Raw genomic sequence first — 18,633 nt, 5'->3', positions numbered from 1 at the left:
TACGTCATACCTCCTGGTCAGGAACCTACATAACCCCTGAGCCACAAAGTCTGACGCGCGACACAATGACTCAAGGGCGACGTCGCCCGTAGCTTGGTTAAGGGCGACGTCGCCCTTAACCAAGCCAACCTCGGATGTGGAGGTGTGACATGAGCCTAGAGCGCGGACGTCACCGCCTGGCAGGCCCAGGCGTATCGCACGGAGCGCAGCCATGACCGGAATCAGTTCGGTGCTACTGGCGATCGCGACGCTCGGTGTCTGCGCGGGCGCAACGTTGTGGGTGGTGTCCGACCGCACGTCCGGAGCACACGCGCTCACGGAATCCGGCATTTCGGTCGCGGTGCTCGCTGCACGACTCACCAGCGGCATCGCGGAGAGCACGAACGGTACAGGGGCCGGCGAGGGTCGCAAGGGCGGTGCAGTCGATGTGGCTTCCGGACTGGGTGTTGTGGACGGTGATTGTCCTAGCCGAGGTGATGCTGTGGGTGTGGGTCTTTTTCGACACTACGAGCATTGGGCGGCGAGTCTACGACCTGCTTTTCATGCCCGATACCAGGATCCGGTGGCGATCATTGACTCGACGGGTGGTCGGCGGCAGGCGTGGATGCCGCGGATTCAGTGGGTTCCCACTGCCGCCGGGGAAGGCGGGGTGGGTCGGAATGCGTTCGGTTGCTGACGCGCTGGCAGCACTCAACCGTGAAGGGTTCGTCTGGGTACCGGGTCCCGCTGATGGCGTCGTTGCCTACACGCTGCTCTACGTGCGGGACTGGCCCGCCTACATGGACGCCCTCCACGTGCGCGCCGAGTCCGACGTCACCGGGATCCGTGCCCGAAGCGACGCCCATGAGTCGCAGTTGTTCGCCGACCACAACGTGGTCTGGAAGTACGAGGGTGACCTCATGGGAGTCGTCGCCGAGCTGCTGAAGGTTCCGGCACCGGGCGAGCCCGGGGCGCCGACCCGTGCGATCGCCGCACCAACCAGCCTCTGGCTACCCCCATCCCAGGGGGCGCTCCCCACCGCGACACCACTTCGTCGGTGACGAGGCAGTCCAGCAAAGCAACGTCCCCACCAGGTGGATGAGCGATGTTCCCTTCCATCCCCATGTCATTCTCACCAGGGGTGCAGGTGTTCAGCCGAGAGACACCGACATCCGTCTCCACATTTGGCAATCCGGTGTCGGTGAGGCTCGACCAGGCCGGATCCTGCCCTCTCTTGGGCGGAAGTCCGTCACCGCGCTCGCGGGCCACCGTGACGCAGTCAAACCAGGAGGCCAGCTCCGTGTGAGCGTGGTTCGTGCGACTCGGACCGGGCACATCCTGACCATCCGGCAGGGGTGTGACCGGTCTCGGCCGCGCGAACCGCGTATCCAGGCAGCCTGGTCACGACACTGACTCCGGGCGGCGCGTCACCCCAACATCCCAACACCCCACGCGCCGCCCGGTCCCTGGCGGTGGAGCCGCCGAGGGTCCTACCCCCTCCGCGGCTCCACCGCACCTTTCCTGCCTGACGGGCAACACGGTGAAAGTTTCATCACGCTCTGCACTCAACCGCTAACATGCCCACCTGTTGGGGTACCTGCACGTTGGGGTGCACGTGCACGCCACGGCACATGTGCCGTGGCGTAGTGGCGTGCCGAGGCAAGGGGGTGTTGGGGTCGATGCCAGCCGACGGTGGCGGCATGAAGCTGGTCGTGGCGCCGGAGAACGCCGAACAGCTCATCAGGGGGCTCGAAGCAGCTCTGGAGAAGTTGGACCGGATCAACGAGAAGGCTCGGAGCCTCACCAAGATCGAAGCTCCAGGGAGCGGTGACCCGCACACGCAGTATGCGATCCGGGAGATCAGCCGGCTGGCCTCCGATGAGGAGGGGTGCCATGGCCAGGCGAACAAGCGGTACCAGAAGGCGCTCCAGAACGTAATCGACAACCTGCGGGCATCGCTGGAGGCCTACCGGCAGGTCGAGCAGCAGAACACGATGCGGGCCTGAAGGGGTGGACGTGCGTCGACTCCTCGCCATGCCGCTCGCCTGCAGTGCTGTCCTGATCACCACCTCCTGTGGAACTGCCAACCCTGGCTCGCCCACGGCACCAGAGAACCCCGCTACGTCGCGCTCGGGTGCGGCACCAACTTCGCGGCTCGCACCTCCGCTCAGCCAGCCGGAGCTGGACACCGCACCGTTCGAGAAGGACCCATGCACTCTGCTGCGTCCGGAGCAGGTAGCGCAGTTTGGGGAACACAAGCCGCCGGAATCTGAGGAAGCGCTCACCGGTCCCTCGTGCCGGTGGGCGCCGGAAAGCTCATTGAAGACGGGAACGCCGGGCATCCGGCTGACGGTGACGATCAACACCAAGTCCGGTGGGCTGGAAGGCATCTACCAGCGGCGCGACAAGTTCGGCCACTTCCAGGAGACTGTGATCGCCCGTTATCCCGGCGTGCATGCCCTTGACTGGCGTGAGGCCCCGGCGAACGGAGATTGCGACACGTTGCTCGGTGTCGGTGAGGGCCGGCTTGTGGATGTGAGTGTCTCTGTTCGGGACAAGAACCATCCGGACTATGCGACCGCGTGCAAGGTCAGTGACCGGGCTGCGGGCATGGTGATCGAGAATCTCAAGGGGGCGAAGTAGGTCATGGGGGCGATCGAGGGGACGCCGAGACCGGCCGGGTGGGACGCGGCCACGGTTTATCGTTGGTTCCACGAGGGTAAGGACACCGGGCAGACGATTCACCCCGCCTCGGAGGCGTGGCGCAGTCTGGGTAAGGAGTACGACGAGGTCAAGCAGCTCGTCGAGGACGAACTCCGCAAGGCCCAAGGGGTGTGGGAGGGGCAGGCGGCCGAGGCGATGACCTCGAGGGTGTCACCCCTGGCGGCGTGGGCGGAGGAGCTCAAGCGGGTCACCGAGGGGATCGCCGGCAAGGTGTCGGAGCAGGGCTCGGCATTCACCGACACCAGACACAAGGTGGAACCCCCGCAGCATGTACCGGACAAGCCCTTTCTCAACGACTATTTGCCCTGGCAGACCGACTACGACGACGCGGTCAGCACGAACAAGGCCGTCACCGACCGCAACATCCAGGCCGTCGCGTCTTACGGCACCACCACGAAAGACAACATCAGTTCCCTGCCCACGTTCACCGCACCACCCGCGGTCGAGACCGATCTGCGCCAACCGGACTCTCAACCGGTCGACCCTGGCTACCGCGAGCACACCGTCGACCCCACCCACAACGTCACGAACCAGACCAGCGTGGACCGGCGCGCAGGTGATCCGGTCAGCCCACCTCCATTGCGGCCAGCTGAACCGCCACCGCCCGGCGGACAGGTCGTGCAGCCCCCGGCGGCCACGGTCGATCCTGCCTCCGTCAAGCCCGTCCAGACTGTCGGCGCCGACCCCGTTCGGTCTCCAGCCGATCTGGGTGGCTCTCGCCTACCCAGTTCCCCGAGTCCGAACCCGCTCTACCCGGTCGGCCCGCCCGGCGGGACGGGCCCTGGCCCGCACACCAGCAGCACCGTGCCCCGCCCACCCGTCCGTGGCGGTCTTCCGGGGCAGGGCCCGGATGGCCGGCCGGGTGTGTTCACCGGTGGTGGGCCGGGTGGGGGCTTCGGGCCCCGTGGCTCGGCCGGGTACGGCCCGGCTGGCTCCGGCTACGGCGGGCAGAACCCCCTCGCCCCCGGTAGTGGGACTGGCACGGGCGTTCCCGGTGGCGGTCCACGTCCCGGCGGCATCAACCTGGAGAGCGGCTCGGCGAACCGTGGCGGCCCCGGCATGGTCGGAGGTATGGGTGCCGGAGCGGGTCGCAAAGAGGAAGACCGGGAGCACCGGCGTCCGCACTACCTGGTGGAAATCGAAGACCTCTACGGCGACCACCGCCGCGTGGCGCCCCCGGTGATCGGTGAACCACCCCCGGAGCGCTGACCGCTCCCACCAACCTCTCCAGAACCGCGCGGCCGTCAGGAGGGTTCAATTCATGCTGCGCGCGAGCGTGACACTGTCCACGTCGGCCTACGACGTGCTCTGGCACCATCACAAACTCGGTGACAAACCCAACGCTCTGCACACTCCCTCGCCGGGCGCCACCCACGAGGAGCGGGCGGTGCTGGAACGCCAGGCGTGGGACGAACTCCAACAGAACGGTCTCATTCACCGTGGCCGGATCGATGAGGATCTCCTCGATGTCCTCACGCTGCTGGCCCGGCCCACCGCAGAGATCTACGGCTGGATCAACCGCGCCCACGAGCGGCACTACAGCGTGTTGGTCGCCGCGTGTGGCCAAGACGCGGTGCTGGCTGTCCTGGTCGACCAGATCCTGCACCTGCATCCCGTCCGCTCCACCGGTCTGGCTGGGGCCGTGGTCGCCGCCCTACCAACGGTGCCACCCGCGCGCGGCCGCTCCCTGACTCTGCCCACTGAGCACCTCACCCTTCAGCGAGCCGCCCCGGACGACTGGCTGGTCGAAGTCCGGCCTGGCGACGACGAGGCCACCAGCCACGCCCGCACGGTGCTCGCGCTACCTCGTACCAACGCCGGCCAACTCCATGTCGCCGCTCGGGACCGCTACGGTCACCGGCACCGCGCCGCACACCCCCTCACCGTCCTCGACACCCCCGATGGCCGGTGGATGACCCAACTCCGCCCTGGATCGGACGGCCGCCCCTGGCTCGTCCTCACCCCCGCCGACCACCGCCTCCTTGCCGCCCGCCTTAACGAGATGCGCGCCGCTCTGAACGAACGTGCCTGAACGCCATGAAAAGAAGAGGACCTACGGGATATCAATCCGCCCCACGCAGGCCGCATTGCTGGGTTGGATCACCGGGAACGCGTCTCACAGGACCTGATCTTCATCAGCCGAGCACCGTGGCTGATCGGATGTTGCTGGACCCGGTGCGGCCATGATCGACCGGGCTCGGCCCGGTTTTCGGTTTCCTCAGATAGCCGCACAAGTTTGGGAGTCACCCCAGGGGACCAGTCCGAACCGTCGAACGGCGTACGTCTCGGCCAGCAACCCAACCACCTGCTGCAACTGGTCAAATCTCAGCCAGCTGCCCCCATCACACTCCTACTGAACAGCTGAAACACGCCTTTGCCGAGGCCCTGCTTTGGGTACGACCGCCATGGTTGATCGTGCCCGACGTATGGCAGTCGCTCAGGGCGGCAGTCTCAGCAGCAACGGAGACGGCCCCGCAGACCGTGCTCGCGACAGGGACTATGGTAATTGCGGCACTCGTGATCCTGACGCGGGGCGTATTGCTGGACCGGCTGCGCTATCGCGAAGAGAGCACTCGTGCTGCCGTGCGCTCACTCAATGAGCTGCTCGTCGCTCTTGAGCAGTTGTCACAGGCGGTCTACGTTATAGCTGACGAGCTGCTCCTCAAAGCCCACCGGCACAGTGTCATCTCCCGTGTGGTCGAGAGGGCGAGTCGACACCGTGCGACCTGGAGTCGGAACGGCTATCTGATTGAGATTGCGGCAAGCCGGACCCGTTTCCCACTTGGGTCTCGGGGTGTCGACCACGCAGCCAGTCGTGGGGAGTTGGAGGAGGCGATGACACGGGTCAGCGCGGTCTTGGATGACATTGCCAGGGAGGGCGTACGCCCAGCCGTGCAACGCCTGCTGGCTCCTGTGATGACAGAGGCATTCGATCTCGGGATCTTGACGGGGAGTCCGGAGGTGAGGGTTGGTCGGTTTGATCTGGGGACAGTCATTGATCGACCACTCTGGGAGAACCGCATTGTGGAAGTATTATCGCACGAGTTCTCACTGCTCGGTGGGGATTGCAGCGATGACAAAAAGTCCGACTACGTTATGCGGAGTATTCACAGATACTGTATCGAGGCGGCTCGTAGTCTCGACAGCCAAGCGCAGGAGTACCTGTTTGCCAGTCGCCGCATTCAGATTCTACGGAGCCACCTGCGGCGGCGCCAGGGCGGCGAGGGATGGACCGTACAAATCGCGACAGAACTGACAAAGTAATCAGCTCCCACATTGAAGGCAACTACCGGGTTCGTCGTCTTTTATTCACTCGTCTCCAGGTCTTGGCACGGCGAGGTACTCACCCGCGCACTTGAACTTCGAACAGGTTAATCCTGATTGTCCGAAGCCGGCGGAACCCGAGCCGGTGGCCCCCAGCAGGATGCCTGCTACAGAGATTCCGGGCGTGATGTCGCGGGGTGGCATTGCCTCTGAACCGGAGTCCCGATGGCCGTCCAGCGACACCAAGCGAAGATCATCAGCAACCAGCCCATACTTCGATGGACGTGAGCCCGAACGCGCCATAACCAGCCATCAGAGGCCAGCAGATGACAGCAGTCCGTCCCGGCCTGACCAGTACGGATCAGACCGGGACGGACAGTCCATCATGGACTAACAGCCGTCAACGCCGACTCTTCATCAGCAGGTGGTCGGCCTCAGACGCGTTCGCCGATGCCCATGCGGCGTTGGGTTTCCAGGGCACGTTCGGCGGCAGCACTGGCACCGTAGTGGCGGGGCATGTCCTCCGAAGCCCAGCCGAGCAGGAGCATCAGGTCACCGGTGTCCCCGCCGGCGAGTTTCCACTCATGGGCGTAGTTGTGGCGCCAGCGGTGCGCGTGCACCTTCTGCACACCCGCGACCAGACCACGCCGTTTGAGCATGATCTTAATCCCGTTCGCCGCCAAGGGCCGCGGGCCCCGTTCGGCCAACCAGAGGCGCAGCAGGGCCGCATGCTTGTGCTTGGCCCGTGCCCGCAGATACCGACTCAACGCCCGTGCGGTCTTGGGGCCGAACCGGACCCGGCGTTCCTTCCTGCCCTTGCCGAAGTAGCGGACCGACTCGGTCATCAGATCAATGTCGTCGACGGTGAGGGCCGCGACCTCGGACAGGCGAGCGCCGGTGTTGTAGTAGAGCCGGATGATCGCCTCGTCCCGCAGATTCCGAAACGTCTTACCCCGACACGTCGCCAACACCTTGCCCGTGTCGTCATCCCGAATGACGGGGATGAGTTTCTTCGGGGTCTTGGGCTGCTTGACCCGCTCCATGGGGGAACGGTCGATCTCTTCCTCGTCCACCAGCCAGCGGAAGAACTGCTGCAACCCTTTGTGCTTGTTCAGTGCCGTGGAGGCCGAGCGGGTGTCGATCATCCACGCTTGAAAAGACTCGATGTGGGCCTTGGTCACCTCCGTCGGGTCCTCCGCGGCGTCATCGGCATCGGGGTCCGGGGAATATTCCCTCAGATACCGCGCCAACTGCGCCGCGGCGAGCAGATAGTTGTACCGGGTCGTTTCCGGGTAGTTCGCCGACCGCAGGCCGCGGTCCCAGTCCCGCAGCAGCCCGGCCCACACCGACGACAGGCCGTCCGTGAGCCGATCCAGGTCCAGCAGGGGCATCTCCAACCTCGCCGAGTCAAGGGGTCCATGAGCGCCGTGCTTGACCCGGAAGGGCGGGCGAAGATCAAAAAAGGAGGGTCCTCGCGGTCTCTGACCTGCGAGGACCCTCTGGCTGGTCGGGACGACAGGATTTGAACCTGCGACCCCTTGACCTTATTCGGCCAAATTCCGACATGCGACGGAAGTATCAGCAGCCGGCACGGCCAGCCTGGTAGCTGTTGTGCACTGTCATCGTCGCTGGTCGTTGATCAGTACCATGTGGCACGAATGTGGCACGGGTGCCGATGCACCCGGCCGCCAGGTAACCGGGAGGGGTGGCTATCCCTTCGAACGTGTCATAGCATCTGTGCTATGGACTGGGGTACCGTCGAGCTGGAACCCGAAGTAGACGACTGGCTCCTCAACCTCGACGACGACGACTTCCACCGCGTGATGTTCTACATCGACCTGTTGGCGGAACGGGGACCGCTGCTCGACGAGCCCTATACCCGGCAACTCCAGGGCAAGCTCCGAGAGCTGCGGCTCTACCTCGGCCGGGCGCGGCAGCGCATCACGTACTGGATCGCCCCCGGCCGACGCATCGTGCTGCTGACGGTGTTCCGCAAGACCAAGCAACGCGAGACCGCCGAGGTCGAGCGGGCCCACCGCGCTATGGAGCGCTGCCAGCGCGAACAGCACACCGCTGACGAGGAGGACACACGATGACCCGCCGGACCCTCGACGACCTACGCCAGAAGCGTCCCGTCGACCGGGACCACCCCGCCTACCGGGCCGCCAAGCTCGCGTTCGAGCTGGGCGTGCAGGTGCGGGAGCTGCGCGAGCAGCGCGGCTGGTCCCAGGCCGAGCTGGGACGTCGCGCGGGCATGACGCAATCCGCGGTAGCCCGGTTCGAGGCAGGCGGCACCGTACCCACCCTCGACGTCCTCGAGCGCATCGCCACCGCCTTCGGCGCCCACCTTCAGGTACAGCTCACCGCCGCCTGACCAGCACAGTTTCTGTCACGCAGGGATCGGTCCCGGACTTCCAGCCGCGACGGTGGCGGCCGGCACCGGCGGGCGGCCGTACCGTTATGCGTGTGGCTCCGTCCCCGTCCCGACGCACGAAGGTAATGGCCTCAATTTTGTGTAACGCCTTCCGATTCCGCCGGAGCGTGGCTCCGACCAGTCAGCGGGCGGTAATACATACCATTCGATTGCTTTATCTCAAGGGCATGTCGTTCAAGCACTCGAGATGCCTGCTCAAGTGCTGCATTCCAGGAATTTTCGTCCACTGGCGGGTTCTCGAGCTGTAAGTTGCGAACGACGTTGGATGCCTCCAGCCAAAGCGCGGCAGCACCGTCGGAGTCCCAATCGTGCGTGGCCATAGCGTCCCCACCTGTTGCCCGCTGCATCAGAGTTCCCGAACCTCGAGTTCGTCCAGGTACAGACGAATCAGGCGCCGTAACCTCATTTACTCTCGTGAACCCGTGGCGCTCATAATAGGATTGAAGCTGCTTATTGTGACGATGGACATCAATACGCAACCACGCTCGACCCCATCGAGCAACTTCGCGTGCCGCCCAATCTAGTATTACTCCGCCGATGTCGTTACCGGCGGCGCTTCGCCGTACGGCCATTCGAAAGATATATCCCCCAGAGTCGGGACCGTCCGGCCAACCGTGCATGAACTGCGGATCAGCGGCACGGGAGAGCGTGAACGTAGCCACGGATTTTCCAGATTTACCCCGAACAAGATAGGTCAAGCCGAACTCAATGTAGGAGCGAATTCTCTCTATTCGCCAGGTGGCATCGTCTGAGAACGATGCAGGCCACTGGTCGATCCCACGTCCTTGCAGCCACTCCGCAGCGTCATCGAGGATCTCGAGGACTACCGGCAACTCTTCTGGCGAAGCCTTCTCAATGGAAAAGTCAGATGTCATTCGGGTTCACCTCGTACTCGAGCGTCCATCGATCTCCAGGTAGAACCGTTACCGTGACTCGAATCGCGTTCCCATTACGGTCGTAGGGCGTTCGAATGTGCTCCGCCACTGGAACTCCCGGTGGCAGGCGCAGGGTGTCCCGTTCCTCTGGTGTGGGCATACGCAGCCGGATTCGGTCAACAATCCGGTCAGGTTCGTGGCCGACTTTCGTTAGAAGTGCGGCAGGACCAGGCTGCAGGTCAACAGGATGCGCAAGCTCCGGAACTTTCTTCAGTGCCCACGTCGGGAAGTGGGCAACCGAGATTGCATATGGCTGATCGTCTACCATGCGAAGCCTTCGGCGAACAGCTACCGTCTCGTCATCTGCAATTTTGAGAAGCTCTGCGACTTCCGGCGATGGTTGAGCCATGTAAACGCTTAGTGCAATGGCCGGCCGACGCCCAGTTTCCATGACATCGGTCATCCATATATCATTAGTAGCCTTGCTACGACGACTGGCCAGCTCCGATTTTGTGGCGTAGTAGGTGAGCGGCTGTATGTCACGCACACGGTAGCCCTGCTGACGCCCCCACGACTCGATCAGACCTTCGTTTACCAGGAGCTGCAGGGCTTTTCGTGCGACATCGCGACTGACCCCCATCTTGTCGCTGAGCTGGTTCTCCGACGGTAGACGGTCACCGGGCGCCAGCTCACCAGCGGAGATCTGCTCGCGGAGCTCGAGCGCGACCTGTTCGTACCGAGGCTTCGTGTCCACGTGACCCACTCTCCCAGTGCGGAGCCTCAAGTGCAACATCCGGGTGATTGAGGCCCAAGTAGCCCCTTGAGGCTTGACACTCTCCGAGGGTTGCGGCACCTTGGGCCACAAGCAGCCGCAAGGGCTGGACCGGGCAAGAGAGGAGGTGGTTGGACTGTCCGGTGTGGGGCCCCGCCGTTGTGTTCGGGTGTGAGGGGTCTCGGGCCGGAGGGGTTGGTTTCCCCGGATGACTCGTTCTCGCGAGCGAGAGCTGCGAGCGGCACTCACGTGTCGTCAGGTGGTCGCTCCTAGTGTTGGGGCCAACGTGACCGGCGTGGCGCCATGTAGCCCGGTGTGGAGCATGGCGTGAGACCTACGGGGAATCGTCTGGCAGCCACGTTCACCGCGTGAGATATGACTACCGGGAGCGGTAGTCCCATAGTGGATACTGTGTGCCCTTTTTCGGGCGCATATACATCAATCTGGGGTGGCCTCTGTCTGTTGTGCCGCCCCGTTTCTCCCCGCTTCTGGGGAGTGTCTCTACATGCCTGCTGGCCGACGTTTCCGCTGGTCACGTGGGCTATCTATCTGGTCGGGGGTGCGGCGCCAATGGTGGCCGCGCCCCCGACCTGTCTCTGATCGACTGTCAAGTCTGCTCGTTTCTCGGCTTTGAGATGTGGAGTGATGCGTCATGACGAACAACGTGACCACCGAGCCGGCTCTGTCAGCGCTTCGGGCGGCTGAGTTGGAGGCGTGCGCCGGGTATCTGGTGGCTCGGAAGGCGCAGATGCGGATGGGGGCGCGGGTGGCGTCGCTGCGTCAACTGGTCGCTGAGCAGCCCACGCGTACCGACTACCGGGCGGCGTGGGATGCGGCGGCGTTGGCGTTCTACGACGCCGTGCAGCGCACCCGCGTGGCCTACGCGAAGTGGCAGCGGGCGCAGTTGGTCGCTGACACCGCGTGGACCGCGAGCGAGGGACGCACTCCGCCAGCGCTCTGCGCGCTGGACGGCAAGGCCGCGTGATGACCGCGCTGTTTTGCCCCTGTCACAACAACTTCCAGGAAGGCGCCGCAATGGTGAACAACATCGCTGAGACGGCCCGGCTGACCGCGGATGTGGTGCTGCTGGCCCGCGATGCCCGCTGGGCCGCCGTCTCTGCGGTGCTGACCGCGAACGACCTCGACGTCGCGTTCGACCATCGCGACATCGTCGCCGACGCGGTGGCCCATCTCCGCGCCAAGAACCGGGCCCGTTGACCCCGCCCTGGCCTGGCGGCTGTCCCGCCGATGAACGCCCGTCGGGCCGGGCTTGTCCATCACCCATCACAGCAGTGAGGAGTTCGAGATGACGTTCATGCACATCGTGCCCACTCTGCGCGCCAGTGGCTGAGCTGGGGCTGGCCAGTTACCGCGCCTACTGCGGGCAGAGGCTGATTAAGGGGGCGCCGAAGAACGCGCCGATGTGCCCGGTCTGCATGACGAAGGCCGGTTGGACGCACGACAAGCGCTGAGCCTGTCCCGGCCCGGCGGCTGTCCCGCCTTTGAACGCCCGTCGGGCCGGGTTTTTCCATCACCCGACACAGCAGTGAAGAGAGGACGAACTGATGTCCCGACGTCGTGCCAAAGCCGAGGTGGTTCTGGGTTCGGCTGCGGTGAATCCGGTTGCCCCGGTCGGTGTGGGCCGTGGCTGGCGGTCGGAGGCCGCCTGTGTGGGCGTGGACCCGGAGTTGTTTTTCCCGGTTGGTGAGGGCCCGCTGATCGAGTGGCAGGTCGCGGAGGCCAAGGCGGTGTGCCGGGGCTGTCCGGTGATCGTGGAGTGCCGGGCCTGGGCGCTGCAGGTCGGTGAGGACTTCGGGGTGTGGGGCGGTCTGGACGCCGAGGAGCGCCGCGAGCTGCGCCGCCGTGAGCTGCCGAAGGCCGGGTGAGCACCGTGGATGAGCTGAGGCTGTCCCAGGAGATCGAGGCCCGGTTCCGGCAAGCCCGCCGCGCCTTGACCACAGCGATTAGGGCCCGCACACCGAAGCCCACTCGCGAGCAGTGGCGCAAGCGGGTGGCCGCATCGCACCGGGAGTTGGCCGCGGTGTATGAGGCAGCCGGCCTGGAGGTCGGTCTCCGGGTCGGCGGCCGCAGCGTGTTGTGGGAGGCGTTGCTGGACGCCGAGCTGACACACCGGCAGGAGGCCCAACGCCTCGACCCCGCACCCGCCACGGGGGTGCGGTCATGATCCGTCGACTCTGTGCGGTGGTGGTCGAGTGTGACCGGTGTGCGGCCCGCTGGGAACCGATGCAGCCCGGTGCCGTGCTCTTCGCCGACGAATCCGAGGCCCTACGCGCCTTCGTGCGGGACCCGCACACCGACACCGGGTGGCGGGTGCGTGCCGACGGCCAGTTGTGGTGCGCCCGGTGCGTTGCCGGTGAGGAGTGTGCGTTGTGGGGCCACGCCCCGACCCCGTGGCGGCGGTGCCGCTGCCGCGGCGCGTGTGGTGCCGGCCGGGCTCGTGATGGCGGCTGCACGGTCGAGTTCCGTCATTGCGCCCGTTGCCTGCGTGACGAGCAACGCCGGCTGACCAGGACGGCTGTGCGGGAGGTGTCCTGAGATGCGGATTCGCGTGGAAGGCCCTCGGGGCGAGGTCGAGCAGGCGCTCACGCGGCTGCCGCGGGTGTTCACGGTCTGTTCGGTCAGCCGTTTCTACCCCCACCGGGGCCCCGGCGACTGCGGCCGGGTCGACGTCGAGATCACACCACCACCCGCACCGCCTGACAGCAAGGGAGGCACATCGTGACTGGGCCGGAGCACTACCACGAAGGTGAGAAGTACCTGCACGCCGCCGAGACCGGCACGGACGTGCACGGCGGCTGGGGCATCGACAACTCCCACATCCGGGAGCTGTACGCCCGCATCGCCGCGGCGCACTTCGCCGCCGCCCAGGCCGCCGCGACCGCGTTGCAGTCCACCACCGGGTATGCGGTCACCAGGCCGGAAGTCCAGCAGTGGCAGGCCATCACCGCCCCGGTCTCCGACAACCGTAGGGGTGGGTGATGAGCCGCTCCTTACCGCTGCTGTGGATCACCCTGTGGGACGGCCGCCTGGTGCTCTGCCGCGGCCAGGTGGACGGGTTGCCGCTGTTTACCTGGGGCTGGGCCCCGAAGGGTGTGGCCACCCGGCGGCAGTTACGGGCCCGCGGGTTGTGCCCGGGCGGACACGACCCGGTCGGGGTGCTGGCCTTCCGGCACCGCCACCCGGGCCGGCGCCGTGTCGAGCTGGCCTCCCTGTACCGGCTGGATTTGGCCCAGCCCAAGCGGATACCCAGCCCGGCGCAACGGGCTGCGCTCGCGCGGGCGTGGGCGGCCCGGCGGATCTGCCGCACCTGCCACCAGGACGCGGGCTACTACCTGCCGACCAGCACCCGCCAGTGCTGGGACTGCTGGCACACCGACAACGACAACGGCGACGAGATCGAGGAGGTGGCCTAGAGATGGGCCTCCGCAAGCAGTGGAAGAAGTTCCGCCAAGAGTGGGCCGCCGCCGAGCGGGCGCTGGAGCGGGCCGAGCAGCGCCGGGCGCGACGCGCACCCGAACCGCAGCCCACCGTGTGCCGTTACCGCGGCTGCACCAACACCCCGGTCAGCCACGGCTACTGCAACCGGTGCATCGCCACGTTCATGTGATTCCGCCCCGGCCCGGCGGCTGTCCCGCCAAGAACGCCCGCCGGGCCGGGCACCACCTCCACCACCCGATGAGTAGTGAGGAGAGCTTCAGCATGGCAACCATCTCGGGGGTGCGGCAAACGGCCGGGAGCCGGGCCGTGCTGCGCCGGATGACCCTTCCCGCCGCACTCGCGTATGTGCTGTTCACCGTGCTGTCCCTGGCCAGCCGGGGCGCCCGCGGGCCGGTGCTGGTCACCGCACCCGCCGGTCCCCGGCCGGGTGCGGCGCGCGCGGCGGGGGGTGCGCGATGACCCCCCTCACCCCCGTGGCGGTGGTGGTGGCCGGTGCCGGGGCGCTGGCCCTGTTCGGCCTGCTGCTGGCCACCTGGCGGTCCGGGCGGCGTCGTGGCCGCACGGCGGTGCTGCGCACCCAACGCCTGACCCGTGCCGGCACGGCGGCCGGGCGCGCCGTACTGGCCGCCGCCCTCATCGTGGCCGTGCAGTGGGCGGTGCTGCTGCGGACCGAGGACCGCCTGGTGACCGCGGTGGCGCTGGGTCTGCCGGCGTTGCTGGCCGGGGCCACCGTCGCCCGGCTGCTGTCCCTACCGACCCGTGTCCGTGCTGCCGCCAGGGAGGTCCGGCGATGAGTCCGATCAGCACGCTGAATGGTGGCGATGACTTCGGCCGTGACGTCGACCGTGGCCTGGCCGAGATGGAGGGGTTCCTGACCGCGCAGACCCCGCCCACACCGGCCCAGCCGGGCCCGCCGCTGGGCTGGAGTCGGCGGGTGGGCAAGCTGGCCGCCGAGGTCGAGGAGGCGCACCTGCTGGCCGCGTTGCAGGCCGACCCGGTGCCCCTGGCGATCGACACCCCGAAGGTCCGCAAGCGTCGACAGCGTGCGGCCGAGGCCGCCCGGCTGCACACGTTGGGCCAGGACCCGGCCGCCCGGGCCTATCACGCCGCCCGGGTGTTGCGGTGGCTCACCGGGGCCGCGCTGGTGGCGTTGGGCCTGGCGTTGGCCTGGTCCACCGCCGGTGTGCAGACCTTCGCCGCCGACGGCGCCCCGCCCTGGTCGGCGGAGTGGGTGTTCGCCTGGTGTGTGGAGCCGTTCCTGTCGCTCGGGCTGCTCACGATCGTGGGGGCGAAGGCGTACCTGGCCATCCGCGGCCAACCGCTCACCCACCCGAGGTTGGACACGATCGAGCGGTTGTTCCTCGGGTTGACCCTCGGGATGAACGCCTTCCCGCACCTGCCGTTCGTGGCCGAGCCGTTCCGGTTCCCGATCCTGGTGCTGCATCTGCTCGGCCCGATCATCGCGGTGGCGATCGTGACCGCGTTACCGATCCTCTGGGCCGCGTTCACCGCCCTGGACCACGGACTCCCCCAGGGTGGGGGTACCGCGGGGGGTACTGGCCGAAAGTACAGCGCCAACGGCACCGGCCCCGCCGAGGTGGTGCTGGCCCAGCACCGGGCCCGGCTGGCCCGGCATGTGGCCCGCGCCCGCGAGTTGATCGCGGCCGGACACCTGCCGGCCCACCCCGGGGCCAAGGCGCTCCGGCGTGCCCTGGAGGTCGGCACCGACACCGCCCGCCAGGTCCGCGACGCCCTGAAGGACGGTGCCCGATGACCACCCCCCACAACATCCCGGCCCCACCCGAGGGGGCCGGCGGTGACGAGCAGGGGGCCGGGGTGCTGGTGCCCCGCCCCGACGCGTCCCCCGCGGTGCCCGGGAGCGGGGGTGCTGCCGCCGACCGGGCACTGGCCTGGGTGGGCTGGCACGCGGTCGAGCTGGCCGGCGTCACCAGCCCCCTGGTGGCCGCGGTGGTGTGGAACCGCTGGTGCGCCGTGCTCGCCGTGGCCTGCGGCACCGGCTGGGTTGTGCACGAGATTCGGGGTGCCCAGCAGCGCCGCGCCCTGCGCGGCGCGCTGCGGACCGCGCCGCCACCGCCGCTGTCCGGCACCACCAACGAGGAGGACGGGGAGGGATCGAGGGCATGAGCAACCGAGAGCACGACGCCACGGTGCCGGAGGGCACCGAGCGCGAAAGCAGGGCGAGCGAGTTGGCGCGGGTGCACTACCTCCCAGTCCCCCACACCAGCAGCCGCACGCCGGAGACCACCGGTGACGTCGTAGAGGGCGAACTGCTCACCGAGGACGAGTACCGGCGGCTCACCAGCCAACGGACCCAGGCGGTCGAGCGGTACCGGGGCTACCGCCGGGACGCGGTCACCCTCTACCGGGGTGTGAAGACCGCGGTGACGCACGAGCGCACCAAAACGCTGGTGCGGCACGCGGTGGCCTACCCGATCGCCGGGGTTGGGGTGGTAGTGCGGCGGTGGCGGGACACCCACGGCGCCAGCCGGTACGAGCGGATGATGCTGCACGCGGAGATGGAGGGCAACCACGAACGGCTGCTGGAGTGGGAAGCCCGCGACGTCGCGGAGAAACAGCGCCGCCACCAGCGGGTGATGGACTGGATCACCGCACCCGGCCGGTGGATCACCGCCGGAGTGGTGGGGCTGACCGGCCTGGCCGGGTTCCTGCTGGTCCTCGGGGTGATCCTCGCCGTGAACTCCGGCGACATCGCCGACGTGATCGCACCCATCACCGCGGTGCTGGACGCGGTGGCGTTCACGGTGTGGTTTCTCACCGCCTACGGGGTGTTCCTGCTGCTCGGCGGCACCGTGGCGGGGTTGTTCTACCTGTATCAGCAGGGCCGCAAGCACGGTGAGGCCCCGTCCTGGTTGCAGGCCAGGGCCACCGGCGCTGCCTCGGCGGACACGGCGCTGGACGAGAGCATGATCATGAACGCCCTGCGCAACCTCGGGCACCCGGCGCTGAACAAGAAGTTCAAGGAGGGCTGGGGCCACACGATCCAGCCGACCTGGGTGCAGCCACCGCTGCCGGTCGGGCATGGCTGGGAGTTCGCGCTGCGCCTGCCTGGCGGCGTCCCGGCGACCAGCATCAACGCCCGCAAGGTCGTGCTGGCGCACAACCTCGGTCGGCGTCCGGAAGAGGTGTGGGTCGAGGTCGAGGAGACCGACCCGATGGCGATGAAATGCCTGGTGCTGGATCCGGGTGCGCTGCGCGAGCCCGTCCCGGACTATCCGCTGGCCGACAGCGGAGACACGGACTTCTGGACCGGGTTCCCGGTCGGGATCGACGCCCGCTGGAACCCGGTGGTCACCCCGGTGTTCGAACGAAACTTCGTGTGGGCCGGGATCATGGGCTCAGGCAAGTCGACCCAGGTCCTGGACCTGCTCGCCGGGGCGGTACTCGATCCGGTGGTCGAGATCGACGTGTTCTGCTTCGCCGAGAACAACGACTACGAGTGGCTGCGCCCGGTCGCCTCGACCCTCTCCATGGGCGACACCGCCGCCAACGTCGACGCGTGCATGGCGCACATCCAGGCGTTGCAGGACAGCCTTGCCGAGCGTGGCCGACTGCTGCGGGAGTACGGCATCGACTCGGTGACCCGCCAGGCGGCGGAGAAGGACGAGCGGCTGCGGCCCCGCATCGTGGTGATCGATGAGTGCCAGAGCTTCTTCCGCCAGGACAAACCCGAAGATCGACGTGAGCTGGTCAACCTGATGATCAGGTTCTACTCAGCGGCCCGCAAGTACGGGATCGTGCTGGGCTTCGCCACCCCGACCCCCTCCGACCAGTCGCTGCCGCGTGACCTGGTTGCCGTCACCACCAACAAGTCGTGCTTCGCCATCGGTGACAAGACCCGCAACAACGTCGTGCTGGGGGAAAAAGCCTACGAGAACGGACTCTCGGCGCTGGAACTCAAGCCTGCGGTGAAGAAGGGCGGCACGATCGTGGCCCTCAACGACGTCGGCACCTCGGTCACGGTCGGGTTCATGGACACCCCCGGCCTGCTGCGCTCCTACAACCTCACCCACCAGCAGAAAACCGCAATCGTCGCCCGGGGCGTCGAGCTACGCGGCGGACACGGCCGCCGCACCCCGATCGAGCCGCAACGGCGGGACCTGCTCACCGATGTCGCCGCCGTGCTGCTGCCCGGCGAGGACAAGGCCAAGGCCACCGACGTGTGCGCCCGGCTGCGCGAACACGCCCCCGACCACCGGCCCTACGTCGGCCTGACAGCCGAAGCACTGCGGGACCAGCTCGCCGGCTACGGCTGCAAGGTCACCAAGGTCGGCGTGCTCATGGTGTTCACCGAGCGTGTCCGTGAGGCACTCGCCGCCCGCGAGGGAGGGAACGACTAACCGAGACGGAAAACCCGCCCCCGCACCCCACCGACAGGGCGGGTTTTTCCCTCGGCCCCCTCGCTCCCTTCCACCCCAAACCAGCAGATCAACCCCAGGGAACCCACCACGGGGCGGCACGAGGGAATTCTCCCTGCCCGCCAGCGGATTCCCTCGCCCTCTCCCTGCCGATTCCCTCACCCGGCACGCCCCCCGTGCCAACAACAACCACACAGAGTGACCAACGGAAGGGTTCACGATGGACACCCGAAACCAGCTCACCCGCGCCGCCCTGACGTGTGCCGCCCGCAGCTGGCCGGTCTTTACCTCTTGCCCCTGGGCACCAAGACCGCACGGCGCCCGCCGCCCCCGTCGCCTGCCGGACCGGGGGAGGGCGGCATGAGCCGGGTACGGATCGGGTCGCTGTTCTCCGGCTACGGCGGGCTGTGCGAACTCGCGGTGGCCCCACTGTTGGGCGGGAACGTGGTGTGGCACTGCGACTCCGACCCGGCCGCCGCCGCGGTGTTGGCCCATCACCGGCCGCACACCCCGAACCTGGGCGACATCAGCCAGGTCGCCTGGTCCGCGGTGGAACCGGTCGAGGTTCTGGTGGGCGGGTTCCCCTGCCAGGACCTCAGCTCCGCCGGGCGGCGGGCCGGACTCACACCCGGCACCCGCTCGGGTTTGTGGGCGCACATGGCCACCGCCGTCGACCGGCTGCGTCCATCGCTCGTTGTCTTCGAGAACGTCAGGGGGTTACTCAGTGCC

General features: G+C 67.3%; 26 protein-coding genes. 23 read left to right on the top strand and 3 right to left on the bottom strand.

Annotation, left to right across the window (positions count from 1 at the left end):
• Positions 1–659 precede the first annotated feature (659 nt).
• From IEY55_RS30480 to IEY55_RS30455, 6 genes are all read left to right on the top strand, one after another.
• Entirely contained in the window at positions 660–1,040 is a 381-nt protein-coding gene (locus IEY55_RS30480) for a hypothetical protein (RefSeq protein WP_189062049.1), read from the top strand.
• Positions 1,041–1,658: 618 nt separating this feature from the next.
• Complete coding sequence (locus tag IEY55_RS30475) at positions 1,659–1,985, top strand: hypothetical protein (protein ID WP_189062048.1); 327 nt, start codon at positions 1,659–1,661, stop codon at positions 1,983–1,985.
• 10 nt (positions 1,986–1,995) lie between these two features.
• Complete coding sequence (locus IEY55_RS30470) at positions 1,996–2,622, top strand: DUF3558 domain-containing protein (protein ID WP_189062047.1); 627 nt, start codon at positions 1,996–1,998, stop codon at positions 2,620–2,622.
• Between the two features lie 3 nt (positions 2,623–2,625).
• Positions 2,626–3,912: a PPE domain-containing protein gene (locus IEY55_RS30465; protein WP_189062046.1), complete on the top strand. Its 1,287-nt coding sequence runs from the start codon at positions 2,626–2,628 to the stop codon at positions 3,910–3,912.
• Between the two features lie 52 nt (positions 3,913–3,964).
• Complete coding sequence (locus IEY55_RS30460) at positions 3,965–4,735, top strand: ESX secretion-associated protein EspG (RefSeq protein ID WP_189062045.1); 771 nt, start codon at positions 3,965–3,967, stop codon at positions 4,733–4,735.
• A 377-nt stretch (positions 4,736–5,112) separates the two neighbouring features.
• A complete protein-coding gene (locus IEY55_RS30455; protein ID WP_189062044.1) occupies positions 5,113–5,967 on the top strand; it encodes a hypothetical protein in 855 nt (284 codons plus the stop codon).
• A gap of 434 nt (positions 5,968–6,401) precedes the next feature.
• On the opposite strand, the gene IEY55_RS30450 is transcribed toward IEY55_RS30455, so the two are convergent.
• Positions 6,402–7,358: a tyrosine-type recombinase/integrase gene (locus IEY55_RS30450; RefSeq protein ID WP_189062043.1), complete on the bottom strand. Its 957-nt coding sequence runs from the start codon at positions 7,356–7,358 to the stop codon at positions 6,402–6,404.
• 351 nt (positions 7,359–7,709) lie between these two features.
• Here IEY55_RS30450 and IEY55_RS30445 point away from each other — a divergent pair, with 351 nt between their 5' ends.
• On the top strand, positions 7,710–8,063 hold the full coding sequence (locus tag IEY55_RS30445; RefSeq protein ID WP_189062042.1) for a type II toxin-antitoxin system RelE/ParE family toxin: 354 nt from the start codon (positions 7,710–7,712) through the stop codon (positions 8,061–8,063).
• On the top strand, positions 8,060–8,341 hold the full coding sequence (locus tag IEY55_RS30440) for a helix-turn-helix domain-containing protein (protein ID WP_189062041.1): 282 nt from the start codon (positions 8,060–8,062) through the stop codon (positions 8,339–8,341). Before IEY55_RS30445 ends, IEY55_RS30440 begins: the two co-directional genes overlap by 4 nt.
• A 131-nt stretch (positions 8,342–8,472) precedes the next feature.
• On the opposite strand, the gene IEY55_RS30435 is transcribed toward IEY55_RS30440, so the two are convergent.
• Together IEY55_RS30435 and IEY55_RS30430 are read right to left on the bottom strand one after the other, a co-directional pair.
• Positions 8,473–9,276: a GNAT family N-acetyltransferase gene (locus IEY55_RS30435; protein ID WP_189062040.1), complete on the bottom strand. Its 804-nt coding sequence runs from the start codon at positions 9,274–9,276 to the stop codon at positions 8,473–8,475.
• On the bottom strand, positions 9,266–10,030 hold the full coding sequence (locus tag IEY55_RS30430; RefSeq protein WP_189062039.1) for a GntR family transcriptional regulator: 765 nt from the start codon (positions 10,028–10,030) through the stop codon (positions 9,266–9,268). The genes IEY55_RS30435 and IEY55_RS30430 overlap by 11 nt, the downstream gene beginning before the upstream one ends.
• Positions 10,031–10,700: 670 nt before the next feature.
• On the opposite strand from IEY55_RS30430, the gene IEY55_RS30425 reads away from it, so the two are divergent.
• From IEY55_RS30425 to IEY55_RS30355, 15 genes are all read left to right on the top strand, one after another.
• Positions 10,701–11,033 (top strand): hypothetical protein, encoded by a 333-nt coding sequence (locus IEY55_RS30425; protein WP_189062038.1) that lies wholly within the window; start codon positions 10,701–10,703, stop codon positions 11,031–11,033.
• Complete coding sequence (locus IEY55_RS30420; RefSeq protein WP_189062037.1) at positions 11,030–11,266, top strand: NUDIX hydrolase; 237 nt, start codon at positions 11,030–11,032, stop codon at positions 11,264–11,266. Before IEY55_RS30425 ends, IEY55_RS30420 begins: the two co-directional genes overlap by 4 nt.
• A gap of 419 nt (positions 11,267–11,685) precedes the next feature.
• Positions 11,686–11,934: a WhiB family transcriptional regulator gene (locus tag IEY55_RS30415; protein ID WP_229686907.1), complete on the top strand. Its 249-nt coding sequence runs from the start codon at positions 11,686–11,688 to the stop codon at positions 11,932–11,934.
• A 5-nt stretch (positions 11,935–11,939) separates the two neighbouring features.
• Positions 11,940–12,233, top strand: coding sequence for a hypothetical protein (locus IEY55_RS30410; protein ID WP_189062035.1), 294 nt, complete (start codon positions 11,940–11,942; stop codon positions 12,231–12,233).
• Positions 12,230–12,604 carry a hypothetical protein gene (locus tag IEY55_RS30405; protein ID WP_189062034.1) on the top strand — a complete coding sequence of 125 codons (375 nt, stop codon included), beginning with the start codon at positions 12,230–12,232 and terminating at the stop codon, positions 12,602–12,604. Before IEY55_RS30410 ends, IEY55_RS30405 begins: the two co-directional genes overlap by 4 nt.
• Before the next feature lies 1 nt (position 12,605).
• A complete protein-coding gene (locus IEY55_RS30400) occupies positions 12,606–12,791 on the top strand; it encodes a hypothetical protein (RefSeq protein WP_189062033.1) in 186 nt (61 codons plus the stop codon).
• On the top strand, positions 12,788–13,048 hold the full coding sequence (locus IEY55_RS30395; protein ID WP_189062032.1) for a hypothetical protein: 261 nt from the start codon (positions 12,788–12,790) through the stop codon (positions 13,046–13,048). Before IEY55_RS30400 ends, IEY55_RS30395 begins: the two co-directional genes overlap by 4 nt.
• Entirely contained in the window at positions 13,048–13,482 is a 435-nt protein-coding gene (locus tag IEY55_RS30390) for an RRQRL motif-containing zinc-binding protein (RefSeq protein ID WP_189062031.1), read from the top strand. The genes IEY55_RS30395 and IEY55_RS30390 overlap by 1 nt, the downstream gene beginning before the upstream one ends.
• A gap of 2 nt (positions 13,483–13,484) precedes the next feature.
• Complete coding sequence (locus IEY55_RS30385) at positions 13,485–13,676, top strand: hypothetical protein (protein WP_189062030.1); 192 nt, start codon at positions 13,485–13,487, stop codon at positions 13,674–13,676.
• Between the two features lie 92 nt (positions 13,677–13,768).
• Entirely contained in the window at positions 13,769–13,966 is a 198-nt protein-coding gene (locus IEY55_RS30380) for a hypothetical protein (RefSeq protein ID WP_189062029.1), read from the top strand.
• Positions 13,963–14,301, top strand: coding sequence for a hypothetical protein (locus IEY55_RS30375; protein ID WP_189062028.1), 339 nt, complete (start codon positions 13,963–13,965; stop codon positions 14,299–14,301). The genes IEY55_RS30380 and IEY55_RS30375 overlap by 4 nt, the downstream gene beginning before the upstream one ends.
• Entirely contained in the window at positions 14,298–15,281 is a 984-nt protein-coding gene (locus tag IEY55_RS30370) for a conjugal transfer protein TraI (RefSeq protein ID WP_189062027.1), read from the top strand. The genes IEY55_RS30375 and IEY55_RS30370 overlap by 4 nt, the downstream gene beginning before the upstream one ends.
• Complete coding sequence (locus IEY55_RS30365) at positions 15,278–15,652, top strand: hypothetical protein (protein WP_189062026.1); 375 nt, start codon at positions 15,278–15,280, stop codon at positions 15,650–15,652. Before IEY55_RS30370 ends, IEY55_RS30365 begins: the two co-directional genes overlap by 4 nt.
• Positions 15,649–17,886, top strand: a complete 2,238-nt coding sequence (locus IEY55_RS30360; RefSeq protein WP_189062025.1) for an FtsK/SpoIIIE domain-containing protein — start codon at positions 15,649–15,651, stop codon at positions 17,884–17,886. The genes IEY55_RS30365 and IEY55_RS30360 overlap by 4 nt, the downstream gene beginning before the upstream one ends.
• A 378-nt stretch (positions 17,887–18,264) precedes the next feature.
• Positions 18,265–18,633 (top strand): DNA cytosine methyltransferase (locus IEY55_RS30355; protein ID WP_189062024.1); only part of this gene is annotated, 369 nt, incomplete at its 3' end.

Origin of the sequence: Longimycelium tulufanense (assembly GCF_014645795.1) — a bacterium.
GTDB classification, from domain to species: Bacteria; Actinomycetota; Actinomycetes; order Mycobacteriales; family Pseudonocardiaceae; genus Longimycelium; species Longimycelium tulufanense.
This window is presented reverse-complemented; position numbering and strand designations above follow the sequence as displayed.